General features: G+C 64.3%; 15 protein-coding genes. 9 read left to right on the top strand and 6 right to left on the bottom strand.

The window, feature by feature from the left end; translation table 11 throughout:
• The 8 genes from LJY18_RS05310 (at position 1) to LJY18_RS05275 (ending at position 7,886) form a co-directional block, all read left to right on the top strand.
• On the top strand, positions 1-2,178 hold the full coding sequence (locus LJY18_RS05310; RefSeq protein WP_238040735.1) for a malate synthase G: 2,178 nt from the start codon (positions 1-3) through the stop codon (positions 2,176-2,178).
• A 175-nt stretch (positions 2,179-2,353) separates the two neighbouring features.
• Positions 2,354-4,051, top strand: coding sequence for an L-lactate permease (locus LJY18_RS05305; protein ID WP_238040734.1), 1,698 nt, complete (start codon positions 2,354-2,356; stop codon positions 4,049-4,051).
• 207 nt (positions 4,052-4,258) lie between these two features.
• Positions 4,259-4,426 carry a rubredoxin gene (locus tag LJY18_RS05300; protein WP_079203891.1) on the top strand — a complete coding sequence of 56 codons (168 nt, stop codon included), beginning with the start codon at positions 4,259-4,261 and terminating at the stop codon, positions 4,424-4,426.
• Between the two features lie 152 nt (positions 4,427-4,578).
• A complete protein-coding gene (locus LJY18_RS05295) occupies positions 4,579-4,746 on the top strand; it encodes a rubredoxin (protein WP_079203890.1) in 168 nt (55 codons plus the stop codon).
• An 88-nt stretch (positions 4,747-4,834) separates the two neighbouring features.
• Complete coding sequence (locus LJY18_RS05290) at positions 4,835-6,019, top strand: NAD(P)/FAD-dependent oxidoreductase (RefSeq protein WP_238040733.1); 1,185 nt, start codon at positions 4,835-4,837, stop codon at positions 6,017-6,019.
• A 188-nt stretch (positions 6,020-6,207) separates the two neighbouring features.
• Positions 6,208-6,480 (top strand): HU family DNA-binding protein, encoded by a 273-nt coding sequence (locus tag LJY18_RS05285; protein WP_172148432.1) that lies wholly within the window; start codon positions 6,208-6,210, stop codon positions 6,478-6,480.
• Positions 6,481-6,661: 181 nt separating this feature from the next.
• Positions 6,662-7,054, top strand: a complete 393-nt coding sequence (locus LJY18_RS05280; RefSeq protein WP_238040732.1) for a helicase — start codon at positions 6,662-6,664, stop codon at positions 7,052-7,054.
• Positions 7,055-7,133: 79 nt separating this feature from the next.
• Positions 7,134-7,886: a hypothetical protein gene (locus LJY18_RS05275; protein WP_238040731.1), complete on the top strand. Its 753-nt coding sequence runs from the start codon at positions 7,134-7,136 to the stop codon at positions 7,884-7,886.
• 142 nt (positions 7,887-8,028) lie between these two features.
• On the opposite strand, the gene LJY18_RS05270 is transcribed toward LJY18_RS05275, so the two are convergent.
• The 3 genes from LJY18_RS05270 to LJY18_RS05260 all read right to left on the bottom strand — a co-directional run bounded on the left by LJY18_RS05270 (position 8,029) and on the right by LJY18_RS05260 (position 12,545).
• Positions 8,029-9,435 (bottom strand): aminoacyl-tRNA deacylase and HDOD domain-containing protein, encoded by a 1,407-nt coding sequence (locus LJY18_RS05270; protein ID WP_238040730.1) that lies wholly within the window; start codon positions 9,433-9,435, stop codon positions 8,029-8,031.
• Between the two features lie 97 nt (positions 9,436-9,532).
• Positions 9,533-11,608 (bottom strand): ATP-dependent DNA helicase RecG, encoded by a 2,076-nt coding sequence (gene recG / locus LJY18_RS05265; RefSeq protein WP_238040729.1) that lies wholly within the window; start codon positions 11,606-11,608, stop codon positions 9,533-9,535.
• 10 nt (positions 11,609-11,618) lie between these two features.
• Positions 11,619-12,545, bottom strand: a complete 927-nt coding sequence (locus LJY18_RS05260; protein WP_238040728.1) for a hydrogen peroxide-inducible genes activator — start codon at positions 12,543-12,545, stop codon at positions 11,619-11,621.
• Positions 12,546-12,640: 95 nt separating this feature from the next.
• Here LJY18_RS05260 and LJY18_RS05255 point away from each other — a divergent pair, with 95 nt between their 5' ends.
• Positions 12,641-13,507, top strand: coding sequence for an SDR family oxidoreductase (locus LJY18_RS05255; protein ID WP_238040727.1), 867 nt, complete (start codon positions 12,641-12,643; stop codon positions 13,505-13,507).
• 173 nt (positions 13,508-13,680) lie between these two features.
• Here LJY18_RS05255 and LJY18_RS05250 read toward each other — a convergent pair whose 3' ends face one another.
• The 3 genes from LJY18_RS05250 to spoT form a co-directional block, all read right to left on the bottom strand.
• Positions 13,681-14,421: a hypothetical protein gene (locus tag LJY18_RS05250; RefSeq protein ID WP_238040726.1), complete on the bottom strand. Its 741-nt coding sequence runs from the start codon at positions 14,419-14,421 to the stop codon at positions 13,681-13,683.
• A 54-nt stretch (positions 14,422-14,475) separates the two neighbouring features.
• Positions 14,476-14,856, bottom strand: a complete 381-nt coding sequence (locus LJY18_RS05245) for a RidA family protein (RefSeq protein WP_238040725.1) — start codon at positions 14,854-14,856, stop codon at positions 14,476-14,478.
• Positions 14,857-14,983: 127 nt separating this feature from the next.
• Positions 14,984-17,092, bottom strand: coding sequence for a bifunctional GTP diphosphokinase/guanosine-3',5'-bis pyrophosphate 3'-pyrophosphohydrolase (gene spoT / locus LJY18_RS05240; RefSeq protein WP_238040724.1), 2,109 nt, complete (start codon positions 17,090-17,092; stop codon positions 14,984-14,986).
• Positions 17,093-17,152 lie beyond the last annotated feature (60 nt).

The following is a 17,152-nucleotide window of genomic DNA, read 5'->3' as shown; positions in this document are numbered from 1 at the left end:
ATGACCGATCGCGTGAACTGCCAGCGCCTGCAAGTGGCCGCCAACCTGCAACGTTTCGTTGATGAAGAAGTGCTGCCGGGCAGCGGTCTCGAGAGCGCCGCTTTCTGGGCGGGCTTCGATGCCCTGGTGCACGACCTGGCGCCACAGAATCGCGCGCTGCTGGCCGAGCGCGATCGTCTGCAGGCCGAGCTGGACCAATGGCACCGCGCCAACCCGGGTCCGGTGACGGATATGCCGGCCTATCGTGCCTTCCTCGAAGCCATCGGTTACCTGCTGCCGCCACCGGCCCAGGTACAGGCCAGCACCGCCAATGTCGACAGCGAGATCAGCAGCCAGGCCGGCCCGCAGTTGGTGGTGCCGGTGATGAACGCGCGCTACGCGCTGAACGCCGCCAACGCTCGCTGGGGGTCGCTGTACGATGCCCTGTACGGAACCGACGCGATCAGCGAAGCGGGCGGGGCGCAGAAAGGCCCCGGCTACAACCAGGTGCGTGGGGCCAAGGTGATTGCCTTCGCCCGTGCCTTCCTCGATCAGGCCGCGCCGCTGGCCAGCGGCAGCCATGTCGATTCCGTAAGCTACCAGGTGGTCGACGGCCAGCTCCGGGTGACCCTGGCGAACGGCAGCCAGACCGCGCTCCAGCAGCCGGAGAAGTTTCTCGGTCATCAGGGCGAGGCCGATGAGCCAACGGCCGTGCTGCTGAAAAATCACGGCCTGCACGTGGAAATCCAGATCGACCCCAACAGCCCGATCGGCGCCACCGATGCCGCCGGGGTCAAGGACCTGCTGATGGAAGCGGCGCTGTCGACCATTCTCGATTGCGAAGACTCGGTCGCCGCCGTCGATGCCGACGACAAGGTGCTGATCTACCGCAACTGGCTGGGCCTGATGAAGGGCGACCTCAGCGAGGAGCTGGACAAAGGCGGCAAGCGCATCACTCGCCGTCTCAATCCGGATCGTCAATACACCGGCGCCGACGGTGCCAGTCTCAGCCTGCATGGTCGTTCGCTGATGTTCGTGCGCAACGTTGGTCACCTGATGACCAATCCGGCGATCCTCGATGGTGAGGGTCGCGAGATTGCCGAAGGCATTCTCGATGGCGTGATGACCAGCCTGATCGCCTTGCATGACCTCAAGCGCAAGGGCAACTCGCGCAGCGGTAGCGTGTATATCGTCAAGCCGAAGATGCACGGCCCGCTTGAAGTGGCCTTCGCCGACCAGCTGTTCGCTCGTATCGAAGACCTCCTCGAGCTGCCACGCAACACCCTGAAGATGGGCATCATGGACGAGGAGCGGCGCACCAGCGTCAACCTCCAGGCCTGCATCGCCGCCGCCAGCACGCGGGTGGCCTTCATCAACACTGGTTTCCTCGACCGTACCGGCGACGAGATGCACACGGCCATGGAAGCCGGGCCGATGCTGCGCAAGGGCGACATGAAAACCACCAAGTGGATTCAGGCCTACGAGCGCAACAATGTGCTGGTCGGGCTGAGCTGCGGCCTGCGCGGCCGCGCGCAGATCGGCAAGGGCATGTGGGCCATGCCGGACCTGATGGCAGACATGCTCAAGCAGAAGATCGCTCATCCGCAAGCCGGCGCCAACACCGCCTGGGTGCCATCGCCGACCGCCGCCGTGTTGCATGCCTTGCACTACCACCAGGTGGACGTGCAGGCGGTGCAGCGTGAACTGGAAAGCATCGACTTCGCCGCCGAGCGCGACGGCCTGCTCAACGATCTGTTGACGGTACCGGTAGCGGCCGAGCGCACGTGGAGCGATGCGGATATCCAGCAGGAACTGGACAACAACTGCCAGGGCATCCTCGGTTACGTGGTGCGCTGGGTGGAGCAGGGTGTCGGTTGTTCCAAGGTGCCGGATATTCATAACGTCGGCCTGATGGAAGACCGCGCCACGTTGCGCATCTCCAGCCAGCACATTGCCAACTGGTTGCATCACGGTGTGGTCGAGCGGGCGCAGGTCGAGGAGACCCTGCAGCGCATGGCCAAGGTGGTCGATGGGCAGAATGCCGGCGACCCGCTGTATCGTCCGATGGCAACCAACTATGCTGCTTCGGCCGCATTCCAGGCCGCCAGCGACTTGGTGTTCAAGGGCCGCGAGCAGCCCAGCGGCTATACCGAGCCACTGCTGCACGCCTGGCGTTTGCGCTTCAAGCAGCAGGCATAAGCCATCACTGATAACTGATATTCGGCCCCGTGCACACATGCGCCCGGGGCTTTTGAGCATGGATACCGGCATGGGCGCAGCCCAGGGGCGGTATTCGCGGGCCTGACAAGCTCCGATGCGTGATACCGGGTCACTCCGGGCAACTGTGGTTCACAACAACTAAAAAGGACCTCTCATGAATCAAACGCTACTGTCCATCCTGGCCTTCGTGCCTCTGGTGCTGGCAGGTGTGCTGCTGATCGGCTTTCGCTGGCCGGCCAAGTACGCCATGCCGGTGATCTTCCTGCTCACCGCTGCTATCGGCCTGACCGCCTGGGATATGTCCTTCAATCGGGTCGTGGCTTCCAGCTTGCAAGGGTTGGTACTCACCGCCGCGATCCTGTGGATCATCTTCGGTGCGATTCTGCTGCTCAACACCCTCAAACACTCCGGTGGCATCACTGCCATCCGCCACGGCTTTGCCGGCATCACTCCAGACCGGCGGATTCAGGCCCTGATTGTCGCCTGGCTGTTCGGCTGCTTCATCGAGGGCGCCTCCGGCTTCGGCACGCCTGCCGCGGTGGCGGCGCCACTGCTGGTGGCCCTGGGCTTCCCGGCCTTGGCCGCAGTGGTCTTGGGGATGATGGTGCAGTCCACGCCGGTGTCGTTCGGTGCGGTCGGTACCCCGATTCTGGTGGGCGTGGCCGGCGGCCTGGACAAGGTCGGCATGAGCGAGCAGTTGCTGGCCTTGAACAGTAACTGGGAAGTGTTCTTCCACCTGATCTACTCGCGTGTGGCGATTACCCATGGCCTGATCGGCATGCTGATGCCGCTGATCATGGTGATGATCATGACCCGTTTCTTCGGCAAGAATAAGTCGTGGAAAGAAGGCCTGGCGGTGGCGCCATTCGCGATCTTCACTGCGCTCTGCTTCTCCTTGCCGTACATGGCTGCCGGGGTGTTCCTCGGTCCTGAGTTCCCGTCGATGATCGGCGCCATGGTCGGTCTGGCCATCGTCGTGCCGGCCGCCAAGGCGGGCTTCCTGCTGCCGAAAAAGACCTGGGACTTCGCCGAGGCAAAGGACTGGCCATCCGAGTGGATGGGCAAGATCGAGATGAAGATCGAGGACGTCGCGGGCAAGGCCCCGGTGTCCGTGCCTATGGCGTGGGCCCCTTACGTGTTGCTGGCAGTGTTCCTGGTGGCCTCGCGGGTCTTCCCCGAGCTCAAGGCCGCGTTGATCGCAGTCAGCTTCGGCTGGACGGACATCCTCGGCGAGACGGGCGTTTCCGGTAGCCTGCAACCGCTGTACCTGCCGGGTGGCATCCTGTGCATGGTGGTTATCGTGACCTGTTTCCTGCACCGCATGCGTTTCAGCGAGTTGAAGGCCGCGGTCAGCGAATCGAGCCGTACCCTGCTGGGGGCCGGCTTCGTGTTGATCTTCACCATTCCGATGGTGCGAATCCTGATCAACTCCGGGGTCAACGGGTCTGATCTGGTGTCGATGCCGGTGGCCATGGCGCAGCTGGTGGCCAATAGCGTGGGCGATGTGTATCCGTTCTTCGCTCCGGCCGTGGGGGCGCTGGGCGCCTTTATCGCCGGTTCCAACACCGTGTCCAACCTGATGCTCTCGCAGTTCCAGTTCAACACCGCCGGCCTGCTCGGCGTGTCTGGCGCGATGATGGTGGCGGCGCAATCGGTGGGTGCGGCCGCGGGCAACATGATCGCGATCCACAACGTGGTAGCAGCCTCGGCCACCGTGGGTTTGCTCGGGCGGGAAGGCATCACCCTGCGCAAGACCATGCTGCCGACCCTGTACTACCTCCTGGCAGCCGGTAGCCTGACCATGATCGCCATGTATGGCATGGCGATCAGCGATCCGCTGATGGTGGGTTAACGGGGCTGGCAAAACCTGTCGAGCCTGGCTGCGTCAGGTTTGCCAGGGTCAGTGCTGGTTTCTGGGCTGGGTTGCCCGCCATCTGGCGGGCGACCCAGCCTCGGTCAGCCTGCCGCTGGGCGCAATTGCCCGGCCACCGGCTTGGCGCACCCGCGCATTTGCGGTAGCGTGCCAGCATGCACTACCCGAGTTACCCCTGAGGACGTTATGAAGAAGTGGCAATGTGTGGTCTGTGGATTGATTTACGACGAAAGCCAGGGCTGGCCTGACGAAGGCATCGCCGCGGGTACGCCATGGCAAGATGTACCGCAAGACTGGCTGTGTCCGGACTGCGGAGTGGGCAAGCTGGATTTCGAGATGATCGAAATCGGCTGATCTCAGCCATAAAAAACACGGCGACCCCAGGGTCGCCGTTTTTTTTGGGTGCGATCAGCGCTGGCCGGGCTAGCAGGGGCGTGTCCCAGGCTTGGCGGGTGGCGGGCAATTGCGCTAGGGTCAGAAAAATTTTCGCAACGCGCAGGTGCTCTATGTGCAAGTGGCAATGCATCGTTTGCGGCTTTATCTACGACGAAGCGGCAGGCCTACCGGAAGAAGGCATTGCTCCGGGTACCCGCTGGGCAGACATCCCCGCCGATTGGTTGTGCCCGGATTGCGGCACCGGCAAGCAGGATTTCGAGATGATCGAAATCAGCTGAGCCAGCAGGCCCAGGACCCCCGTAAAGACTCCATGCAGTGGCGGCAGCCTGAGGCCGTGACCCTGTTTTGCCGATTGAGGACGTGAAGATGAGTACAGCTGTGGCGACGCCCGTGGTTGCACCCGAAGTTGCACCCGTGGTGATAGTCGGTACCGGCTTGGCCGGCTACAACTTGGCCCGTGAATTTCGCAAGTTGGACAGCGAAACCCCGTTGCTGCTAATCAGCGCCGATGATGGTCGCTCCTACTCCAAGCCGATGCTGTCGACCGGCTTCGGCAAGCACAAGGATGCCGATGGTTTGAGCATGGCCGAACCCGGGGCCATGGCCGAACAGCTCAAGGCCGAGATTTACACCCATACCCGCATCACCGGGATAGATCCGGGCCAGCGCCGCTTGTGGATCGGCGAAGAGGCAGTGGCTTATCGCGACCTGGTGCTGGCCTGGGGCGCCGAGCCGATTCGGGTGCCGGTCGAAGGCGATGCCCAGGATGCGATTCTGCCGATCAACGACCTGGAAGACTACGCACGCTTTCGCGCCGCCGTGGCCGGGAAAAAACGCGTGCTGCTGCTCGGCGCCGGCCTGATCGGCTGCGAGTTTGCCAACGACCTCAGCCTAGGCGGTTATCAGATCGAGCTGGTCGCGCCCTGCGAGCAGGTGATGCCCGGCTTGCTCCATCCGGCGCCGGCGGCGGCAGTCCAGGCGGGCCTGGAAAGCCTCGGCGCGCGCTTCCACCTCGGGCCGGTGCTGGCCAGCCTCAACCGCGCCGATGATGGCCTGCAAGGACGCCTGTCCGATGGCACGCTGATCGCCTGCGATCTGGTGCTCTCGGCGGTCGGCCTGCGCCCACGGATCGACCTGGCGCTGGCCGCTGGCCTGGCGGTCAACCGTGGGGTGATGGTCGATCGTGAACTGCGCAGCTCCCACGCCAACATCTATGCCCTGGGCGATTGCGCCGAGGTCGATGGCCTCAACCTGCAGTACGTCATGCCGCTGATGCACTGCGCCCGCGCCCTGGCCCAGACCCTGGCGGGCAAACCGACCTCGGTCAGTTACGGGCCGATGCCGGTGACGGTAAAAACGCCGGTGTGCCCATTGGTGGTTTCGCCGCCGCCGCGCGGCCTGCAGGGCGAGTGGACGGTTGAGGGCAGTGGGGGCGACATCAAGGCACTGTGCCGCGATGCCGCCGGTAATCTGCTCGGCTATGCCTTGACCGGAACGGCCGTGCAGGAAAAGCTGGCGCTGAATAAGCAACTGCCGGCGTTACTGGCGTGAATGGCAGTCGTTCTGTCGGAAATGCCTTGAAACTGTCCATTTAAACTGTCGGACAAGACTGGCGCAGGTCCGCATCACATGCCATTCTCCCTGTGGTCTGCCGCAGCGTAGAGCTGTTGCGACGCCTTGGGCGCTGTTCTGGATGAGCAGCACGGACACAACAACAAAAAACCGTCAAAGGGGCATTTATGCGTAAACCGGAACTCGCCGCCGCCATCGCCGAAAAGGCGGATCTGACCAAAGATCAGGCAAATCGCGTACTCAACACCGTACTGGAAGAAATCACCGGTGCACTGAACCGTAAGGACAGTGTCACTCTGGTGGGCTTTGGCACTTTCGTGCAGCGTCACCGCGGTGCTCGCACCGGCAAAAACCCGCAAACCGGCCAGCCGGTCACGATCAAGGCCAGTAACACCGTCGCCTTCAAGCCGGGGAAGTCCCTGAAAGACGCGGTCAACTGAGCCTCGTCAGCCCGGAGCCGGCTGGCTCCGGGTTCCTTCCCCGGTTTAGTCAAGCCCGCTAGGGCAGCCTGACGTTCGACCTTCGCTCATATGGTCCACCCGCCTCGAGGCTGGGCTGTAGTCGCGTGCAAAACACACTACAATGCGCCGCCAATTTCCTTCCCTCGTCGAGACCGTGCGCATGAAATTCCGTTTTCTCCTGTGGATGCTGGGGCGCCTGATGGCCAAGGCCAGTCGCGATAACCCGGCTTTCCAGCAGCAATTGATCGACCGCGACATGGTGTTCCAGTTACACACGCTGGACGGCAAGGTTGCTCGTCACTTCATCGTCAAAGACCAGCGCATCAGCAGCAAGCGTGGCCCGGCCAGCCAGCCGGCCTTTGCCCTGGGCTTCAAGGATGCCGCCTACGGCTTCGCCACCATGAACGCAAAGAACAAGCAGCTGGCTTTCATGCAGGGCATCCAGAACAAGGACATCCAGATCCAGGGAAACCCGGCGCTGGTGATCTGGTTCCAGGGGCTGACCAAGTACCTGATGCCGAAAAAGAAAACCAGCGAGAAGAAAGCTGCCTGATACACAGTGCCGGTCAGTGCCGCTGGCCGGCACTGGCGCCATTCGCTAGGCTGGGCGCAATCACTGTAGGTGTCCGCTTATGCGCTTGTCGATTTTTGCACTGCTGCTGCTCAGCAACCTGGTGTGCGCCGCCCCGGCCAGCGTCGATGCCTTTGCCCCGGTGTTCGAGCTGGCCGGCATTCGCCTGCTCTGCGAACAGAGTGCGCCCTTACTGCGGCGTGGCCTGAGCGAGCAGCAGCAGGCGCAATTGGGCGAGGCCTTCGCCGCTGATGCGCTGTGTCTGGATCTGGCCAAGCATCTCGCGGGCAGATTCGACCAGGCCCAGTTGCAGCAGATCCAGGCTGTGCTCGGCAGTCCGATCGCCAAGCGCTTCAGCGCGATGGAGCGGGCGGTCGGTGCGGACGGCGGCGAGGCCCTGAGCCGTTACCGCGCACAGCTTGCCCAGCGCCCGCCGCGCCAAGACCGCGTGGTGCTGGTGCGGCGTCTCGATGCGGCGGCGCACACCACCACCTTGGCCGGACTGCTGCGTTATGAAGTGGGCAAGACCCAGGCGCTGCTAGCCATCATGGCGCGTGGCGAGACACTGGACGAGCAGGCCATGAGCGAGCAGACCGCTGGCCAGGCCTCGGCGCTCATGGCCTCCAGTGCCGAAGCAGTGGAATCCTTCATGCTCTATGCCTATCGGCAGATGCCCAGCGCACAGCTGGCCGAATACACTGCGCTGTATCAGCAGCCGGCGGTCGCGCGGTTGCTGGAAGGCTGCACAGAGGTGTTGCCGAGGCTGTTCGCCGAGCGCCGGACGGCGCTCAGAAAGGCTGCGACCAAGCGCTAGGATCACCGCAGTCCGCTGTCTTGGCCCGGGTATGCCCGGGCTATACGCAGGTGGGCTGAAGCCCGCCCACTGTAGCGGTCGATCGGCGTTGGCTCGTCCGCATCATTCAAGTGCTCTCGTCAGTCGGGGGTTTCCGGCGGCCTCAAGCCGGAGAATGGAACTGGTTCGCCAGTTCGCGTAGGGCCACTTCGGCGGCGAGCACCTTGTTCACCGCCTCCTCGGCCTTCTCGCGGCTCAGGCCCAGGGTATCGAACAGGCTCTGCGGGAGGTCGGACTGCGGGCCGGCACCGATACCGTGGTTGCGCAGCAGGTTGACCGCCAGGCACACCAGGTTCGGGTAGGCCGCATGGATGCCGGCATACTCGGGATCGTGCTGGAAGCGCAGCGCGCTGGCCAGCTCTTCGGGCATGTCCCAGTAGCGCATCAGCCAGGTGCCGATCTGCTCGCGGCTGATGCCCAGCAGATGCTGCTCGACATGGCTGTGCGACAGGTGCGGATTGACTTCCATGTGCCGGCAGATCAGCGAGAAGTGCGGCGGGAAGACATGCGCCAGCACCAGGTAGCCGAAGTTGTGCAGCAAGCCGGCGAGGTAGGTCAGTCCTGCCTCCGGGCGCTGGGCGCGGGGCATGGCGCGGGTCAGACCCTCGATCACCGCGGCGGTGTAGATCGCCTGCTGCCAATAGGGCGTGGCCTGTTGCGGATGATCCTTGGGCAGGCTGAGGGTTTTGCCCAGGGCCAGGCCGAGGGCCAGATTGATCACCAAGTCGAAGCCCAGTACGCGAACGATGGCGTCTTCCACCGAACGGATCTTGCCGGGTGCGGCGTAGTAGGGCGATGCCGCCCAGCTGACCACCTGGGCGGCCAGTGCCGGGTCGGTTTCGACCACGCCGGTGATGTCGTCCACCGTGGCATTCGGGTCGACCCGCAGCCTGATAATCTTCTGTGCGGTTTCCGCCAGTGGCGGGATTTCGATGGTTTCTTCCAGGCGTTGCTGGATGCGCCGCGCGGTGAAGGCTTGCACCGCCTGGGTGATTTCGGCGCGGTCATCGTCCGGGCGGTCGAGGTTGAGGCGGATATTGCTCAACGGCTCGCCGATACGCGCGGCGCTGGCCTTGCTCAGCAGGCTCTTGAAGGCTGCGCTGGGCATTTCCAGGAGAACGCCGGGTTGGCCGGATTCGATGAACAGGCTTGGCTCTTGCAGCAGGCGCTCATCGTACAGGCAGGGCGAGCTGGTCAACTGCGGCAGGCCAGGCAGTACGCGCAGGGCATGCTTGCCAAGCATGCGTTCAAGGCGCTCGGGTTTCACCGCGACGAGTTTGCGCCCGGTCAGTTCGGCCAGGCGATCCAGCGCGAGCAGTTGACTCTGCGGATAGAGCACCAACAAGGCGCCAACCGCATCATCGAGCAGCACCGCTTGTACGCGCTGGGAGGCGGGCACGCCGGAATGCTCGCTGTGCACCCGATAGCTCAGGCCGAGTTTATCCAGCAATTGCACGATCACCGGCGGCGGGGTTGCTGCGGTGTCTGGGGCGAGGGCTACATCACTCATAACGAAATCCGGTTCGATGGGGGGCGCATGTGCCCGAAGTATAAACAGCAGGCCAGTGGGGGGGCGGGTTGAGGCGACGGGCGCCCTGTGAACTGGTTCACACTTGTCCATATTGCTGGCCATGCCGCAGCCAGCGCTCGAGCAGTGGGCTGACATGCTGCGGCCAGTGTTCCAGCAGGGCTTGCGCGGCATCGCGCACGGCCGGCAGCAGGTCGGCATCACGCATCAGGTCGGCGACCTTGAACTGCAGCAGGCCGGTTTGCCGGGTGCCGAGCATTTCCCCCGGTCCGCGCAGCTCCAGATCCTTTTCGGCGATGACGAATCCATCGCAGGTCTCGCGCATGATGCCAAGTCGTTCCCGGCCTAATTGCGACAGCGGCGGGTGGTAGAGCAGCACGCAATGGCTGGCGGCGCTGCCGCGGCCGACTCGCCCGCGCAACTGGTGCAGTTGTGCCAGGCCCAGGCGCTCGGGGTTCTCGATGATCATCAGGCTGGCGTTGGCGACGTCGACGCCGACTTCGATCACAGTGGTGGCGACCAGCAATTGCAGGTGGCCCTGCTTGAATTGGTCCATCACCGCGGCTTTTTCCGCAGGCTTCATGCGCCCGTGGATCAAGCCGACATGCAGCCCGCCGAGTGCGCCAACCAGGTCGGCGAAGGTGGTCTCGGCGGCCTGGCAGGTCAGCTCCTCGGATTCCTCGATCAGGGTGCAGACCCAGTAGGCCTGGCGACCTTCGCTGCAGGCCGAACGGACCCGTTCGATCACTTCCGGGCGGCGGCTGTCGGCGATCACCAGGGTGTTCACCGGCGTGCGGCCGGGCGGCAGCTCATCGAGGATCGAGGTGTCGAGGTCGGCATAGGCGCTCATCGCCAGGGTGCGCGGGATGGGCGTGGCGGTCATGATCAGCTGGTGCGGGCACAGGCGCCCGCCGACGCCCTTCTGACGCAGGGCCAGGCGTTGTTGCACGCCGAAGCGGTGCTGCTCATCGATGATCACCAGGGCTAGCCGGGCGAATTTGACCTCGTCCTGAAACAGCGCATGGGTGCCGACCACCATGGCCGCGCTACCGGCGATCTGCTCCAGCGCCGCGGCACGGGCCTTGCCCTTGAGCTTGCCGGCCAGCCAGGCGACTTCGACGCCGAGCGGCGCCAGCCATTTGCTGAAATTGAGGAAGTGCTGTTCGGCGAGGATCTCGGTGGGCGCCATCAGGGCAACCTGATAGCCAGCCTCGAGCGCCTGCAACGCGGCAAAGGCCGCGACCACGGTCTTGCCGGCACCCACGTCGCCCTGGATCAGGCGCAGCATGGGCTCGTCCTGACTGAGGTCGTAGGCGATCTCGGCGCCGACCCGCAGCTGCGCGCCGGTGGGGGCAAAGCCCAGGTTGTCGAGGAACTGCTGGGGCAAACGTTTGGCAATCGGCAGTGCCAGCGCCTGCTGGGCGCGCACGCTTTCACGCAGGCGTTGCAGGGACAGTTGGTGGGTCAGCAGCTCCTCGAAGGCCAGGCGGTGCTGCGCCCAGTGGCGCCCCTCGGCGAGTTCCGCCTGGTCGGCGTCCGGTGGTGGCCGGTGCAGGTAGCGAATCGCCTGGTCCAGCGGACTGAGCTGGTAGTCGCGGGCCAGTTCGCGGGGCAGCCAGTCCGGCAGGCTGTGCGGGCCGAGGCGGGCCAGGGCCTGTTCGCTCAGGCTGCGCAGGCGCTGTTGGGTCAGGCCTTCGGTGCTCGGGTAGATCGGCGTCAGGGTCTGCTCCACGGCAATCGGTTCGCCGGCCGAGAGTGCGCGGTATTCCGGGTGGTAGATCTCCAGGCCCGAGGAGCCGGGGCGTACTTCGCCATAGCAGCGCACCTGGGTGCCGCGCTTCAGCCCTTCTTTCTGCGCCTGGCTGAAGTGGTAGAAGCGCAAGCTCAGGGTGCCGCTGCCGTCCTGCAGGCGCACCAGCAGGCTGCGGCGGCGGCCCATGACCACATCGGCGCCGGCGACCGTGCCCTCGACCACGGCGTCCTGGCCGGGACGCAGTTCGCCGATCGGCACGATGCGCGTGCGATCCTGATAACGCAGCGGCAGATGGAACAGCACATCCTGCAGGGTTTCCAGGCCGACCTTGGCAAGCTTCTCGGCCAGGGCGGCGCCGACGCCTTTCAGTGCGGTGACGGAAACCGCCGCGAGCTCGGTCATGGGGCGCGCCTTAGGCGGTTTTTGCTTGAGGGCGGGCCACCGAGCACAGGCGAACCGAGTCGGCCAGGATTTCGATGGCTTTCGGCCGCGGGAAACTGGCGCGCCAGGCGATGGCCACGGTGCGGAATGGTGCCGGGGCGCTGAGTGGGCGCACTTCGATAATCCCGGGGGCGTAGTGGTGACTGTCCACCGCCGAGAGCGGCAGGATGGAGACGCCCAGGCCGGAGGCGACCATGTGGCGGATGGTTTCCAGCGAGCTGGACTCCACGGTGGTGTGCTGGGCGTGTTCTTCGCCGCCCTTGCGCAGGCTGGGGCAGGCTTCCAGTACCTGGTCGCGGAAGCAGTGGCCTTCGCCGAGCAGCAACAGGCTCTTGTCGTTGAGCAGCTTGCTGTCGATGGTCTTCATCGCCGCCCAGGGGTGGCCGGCTGGCAGCAGCGCATAGAACGGCTCGTCGTAGAGTGGCAGCGTCAGTACGTCGGCTTCCTGAAACGGCAGGGCGATGATGATCGCGTCCAGCTCGCCGGTGCGCAGCTTGTCGCGCAGCACATGGGTGAAGTTTTCCTCGATATACAGCGGCATCTGCGCCGCGACCCGGTGCAACTGCGGGATCAGGTGGGGGAACAGGTAGGGGCCGACGGTATAGATGGCGCCGATCTTCAGTGGCGCGGTCAGCTGGTTCTTGCCGGCCTGGGCCAGTTCGCGAATGCCCTGGGCCTGCTCCAGTACCTTCTGCGCCTGGGTGACGATGCCTTCGCCGACCGGGGTCAGGCGCACCGCGCTCTTGCTGCGCTCGAAGATCAACACGCCGAGTTCGTCCTCGAGCTTCTTCACCCCCACCGACAGGGTTGGCTGGCTGACATGGCAGCGCTCGGCGGCCCGGCCGAAGTGTTGTTCCTGGGCCAGGGTGACGATGTAGCGCAGCTCGGTGAGGGTCATAGTGTTTATCCATTGATGTGCTGCCAAGCATAGCCTTTGCATTGCAATCAACCAACCGGGCTAGACTGTCTGCCAGTGAATTGATGGAGAGTGTCATGTCGACGTGCCCAAGTCTGTTGATTGCCGGTTGCGGCGATGTCGGTACCCGTCTGGGCCTGCGGCTGGCGGCGGCGGGCTGGAGGGTGCACGGCCTGCGGCGTGCAGTCGAACGGTTGCCCGCGCAAATCCTGCCGGTTTCCGGGGATCTGCAGGCCGACGCTTGTCCGCCTGGCTGGCCTGCGGATGGACTGGATTACCTGGTGTACTGCGCGGCGGCGACCGAGCGTGACGAGGCCGGTTACCGCGTCGCCTACGTCGCCGGCCTGCGCCGAGTGCTCGGCTGGTTAGCCGAGCATGGGCAAAGGCCCAGGCGCCTGCTGTTCGTCTCCAGCAGCGGGGTCTATGGCCAGCAAGGCGGTGAATGGGTCGACGAGGCCTCGCCGGCCGAGGCCACGGGCTTTTCCGGACGGGTGATGCTGGAAGCCGAGCAGCTGGCGCTGACCAGCGGCATTGCCGCCAGCGTGGTACGCCTGACCGGCATCTACGGGCCGGGCCGGGAGTGGCTGCTCGGGCAGGTACGTCAGGGCTACCAGGTGGCGAGCGAGCCGCCGCTGTATGGCAACCGCATTCACGTCGACGATGCCGCCGGCTTGCTGGCATTCCTGCTGCAAGCCGATGACCGTGGGGTGGCACTGGATGACTGTTATCTCGGCGTCGACGACGAGCCGGCGCCGCTGCACGAGGTGGTGGCCTGGCTGCGCGGCCAGTTGGGCGTCAGCCACTGGGCCGAACAGTCCAGCGTGCGTCGTGCCGGCAGCAAGCGTTGCAGCAACGCCCGCGCTCGCGCATTGGGCTGGGCGCCACAGTACCCGAGCTATCGTGAGGGCTATGCCGCGGTATTGCAGCCACCCTTGCTCACCTAAATCCTCAGGCCGGGTCTTGGCACAATCGGGGGAGATCTATCGCCGGTCAGCCCATGCCTGGATTGCCTCCGGGCTACGGGATCTGGCGCCTTGTTCTTCCCTCATCGCGATTGGTGGGTGGATAAAAAGGGTCATCCACCCGATGTCACAGGCCTTGCCCCTGGGGATGCAATCTAGCGGGTCATGCGCTCAAGCCGCCAGCGCAGTTCGCCCTTGTGGTAATCAGGCATTTCATCGCTCTGCGCACGATTGATTGCCTCGAAGATGCTCAGATGCCGGTCGTCGCGCTCGAACAGCCAGGCTTGGCCCTGCTCGCCGAGTTGTAGCCAGATGCTGTCGAATTCACCGTTCATCGCGGCGCAGTCGCCGGCCAGGCACAGGGCGTAGCGCTCGGCACCGGGTAGGCCTTCAACGCGGCCGTCAGGCTGGAACAGCACCAGGGCACCGTCGCCCAGGCCCTGCCTGATCGTCCAGTGGCCGCCGAGGTAGGCGCGGTAGAGGGCTTGCTCGAAGCTGCTGCCCAACGGCATATCCACGTCGGCGGGGGTTGCCGGACGGGTAAAGCGTTGCTCCGGCCAGCTGTCGCTGGCGGCCTGCAGCAGTTCGCCGCCGCTGAGGCTGAGTGACTCGTGATAGTCGGCGTAGAAATCGACCCGCCAACGGTGGGCGCCGTCGTCGAGCAATTGGCCTTCGCCCTGCTCGAAACCGTTGCTGTAGGTGGCGAGCCGGCGCTGCGGCTGAATCCGCCATTCCAGGTTGGGGCCATAGGCGAGCAGTGCTTCGCGCAGCTTGCCGCCTTCGCTAGCTGCATCGATCGCCGCCTGGTTGATCCAGGTGCCGCTGGGGTCGACTGGTTTGCCGGCGCAGCCGCTGAGCAGCAAGGTGCTGAGTAAGACCGCGAGAAGGGGGCGCATGAGCCATTCCTTGGACGAGAGGGGTTGGCGGGGCGCAGTGCCCCGCCGGAGGGCTTATTCGAGTACCAGGATGGCGTCCATTTCCACTTGGGCGCCCTTGGGTAGCGCGGCTACGCCGATGGCGGCGCGGGCCGGGTATGGCTGCTGGAAGTAACGGCCCATGACTTCGTTGACGGTGGCGAAGTGCGCCAGGTCGATGAGGAAGATGTTCAGCTTGACCACGTCCTTGAACGAGCCGCCAGCGGCTTCCATGACGGCCTTGAGGTTTTCGAAGACCTGCACGGTCTGTGCTTCGAATCCTTCGACCAGCTCCATGGTTTGCGGATCCAATGGGATCTGCCCGGACATGTAGACGGTGTTGCCGGCCTTGATCGCCTGGGAATAGGTGCCGATGGCTGCCGGGGCTTTGTCGCTGGTAATAACGCTCTTGCTCATGAGGGTTTCCTGATTGGTCGTGGTTGCAAGGGTGGGCCGTGCGGCGGTCCGCTTTAGCCCACCAGGGAATTGAATGAATGCGCCGGATCGAGATCCAGTCTGCTTGAGTGGCTTTGTCAGCATGGGGTCAGGTGCGTGCGCGGGTGATGCGCATCACGCCCTTGAGCGCGCGCAGCTTGCGGATCACCCGGGCCAGGTGCACGCGATCATGCACGCTGACCACCAGTTGCACGACACTGATGCGGCCGTCGCGTTCGTCCATGCTGATCTTCTCGATATTGCCGTCGGCAGCATTGACGCTGCCAGCCAGCAGGGCGATCAGGCCGCGCTGGTGCTCGAGTTCGATACGCAGTTCGACATTGAATTCACCGACCACGTCCTTGGCCCAGGACAGCTGGATGCACTTCTCCGGGTTGTGGCGGACTTCGCTGATGTTCCTGCAGCTGTCCAGGTGCACCACCATGCCCTTGCCGGCGGAAAGGTGGCCGACGATCGGGTCGCCGGGAATCGGTGTGCAGCATTTTGCATAGCTCAGTACCAGACCTTCGGTGCCGCGAATCGCCAGCGGCCCTTCGGTGCTCGACAGTTGCTCGCTGTCACTGGCCAGCAGGCGGCGCGCCACCACATAGGCCATGCGGTTGCCCAGGCCGATGTCTTCCAGCAGGTCCTCGATCACTTCGTGGCGGTATTCACCGAGCACCGCCTGCACGCGTTCGGGAACCAGTTTGTCCAGATGGCTGTTGAAGCCCGCCAGTACCTTGTTGAGCAGGCGTTCGCCGAGGCTGATCGACTCGGAGCGGCGTTGCAGCTTGAGGGCATGGCGAATATGCGTGCGCGCCTTGCCGGTGACCACGAAATTGAGCCAGGCAGGATTCGGTCGTGCGCCCGGGGCGCTGACGATTTCCACGGTTGACCCGCTTTCCAGGGCCTGGGACAAGGGCGCCAGGCGCCGATTGATGCGGCAGGCGATACAGGTGTTGCCGACGTCGGTGTGCACCGCGTAGGCGAAGTCGACCGCGGTCGAGCCCTTGGGCAGCTCCATGATCCGGCCCTTGGGCGTGAACACGTAGACCTCGTCCGGGAACAGGTCGATCTTCACGCTTTCGATGAATTCCAGCGAGTTGCCGGCGCGCTGCTGCATTTCCAGCACGCCCTTGACCCACTGGCGGGCCCGGGCGTGGGTGCCTTTCGGCTGGTCTTCTTCGTTGGCTTTGTACAGCCAGTGAGCGGCGATGCCGTTATTGGCCATCTCTTCCATCTCGCGGGTGCGGATCTGGATTTCGATGGGCACGCCGTGCATGCCGAAGAGGGTGGTGTGCAGCGACTGGTAGCCGTTGGCCTTGGGGATCGCGATGTAGTCCTTGAAGCGCCCGGGCAGCGGCTTGTACAGGTTGTGCACGGCGCCGAGCACGCGGTAGCAGGTGTCGACCTTGTCGACCACGATGCGGAAGGCGTAGACGTCCATGATCTCGTTGAACGCCTTACGCTTGCCGCGCATCTTCTGGTAGATGCCGTAGATGTGCTTCTCGCGGCCCAGTACCTCGCCTTCCAGGCCTTCGCGGGCCAGGCAGTGGGTCAGCGAGTCTTCGATCTTGTTGACGATTTCCTTGCGATTGCCACGGGCGCGGCGCACTGCGGCGCGGATACGCTCGGAGCGCATCGGGTGCATGGCCTTGAACCCCAGGTCCTCGAACTCCACGCGCATGCTGTGCATACCCAGGCGGTTGGCGATGGGGGCATAGATTTCCAGGGTTTCCTTGGCAATGCGCCGGCGTTTCTCGCCAGAGAGCACTTCCAGGGTGCGCATGTTGTGCAGGCGGTCGGCCAGCTTAACCAGAATCACCCGAATATCGCGGGCCATGGCCATGGCCATCTTCTGGAAATTTTCGGCCTGTGCCTCAGCCTTTGTCTCGAAGTTCATCTGGGTCAGTTTACTGACCCCGTCGACCAGTTCGGCCACGGTCTCGCCGAACTGGGTGTTCAGCGCTTCCTTGGCGATACCGGTGTCTTCGATCACATCATGCAGCATGGCCGCCATCAGGCTCTGATGGTCCATGTGCATGTCGGCAAGGATGTTCGCCACCGCCAGCGGGTGGGTGACGTAGGCTTCGCCGCTACGACGGCGTTGGCCGTCGTGGGCCTGTTCGGCGTAGTAATAGGCGCGCCGGACCAGATTTACCTGGTCGTTATCCAGGTAGCTCGAAAGTCGATCGGCGAAGGCGTCTATGCTCGGCATGGATGTTCTCCGTGCCGATTCTTATGACCCCGCGCCCCACGACTTCGTCCAGGCATAGGC

Origin of the sequence: Pseudomonas sp. MMS21 TM103 (genome assembly GCF_022132145.1) — a bacterium.
Classification (GTDB): Bacteria; Pseudomonadota; Gammaproteobacteria; order Pseudomonadales; family Pseudomonadaceae; genus Aquipseudomonas.
Note: the sequence above shows the minus strand (reverse complement) of the source record. Positions and strands in the feature narration are given on the sequence as shown.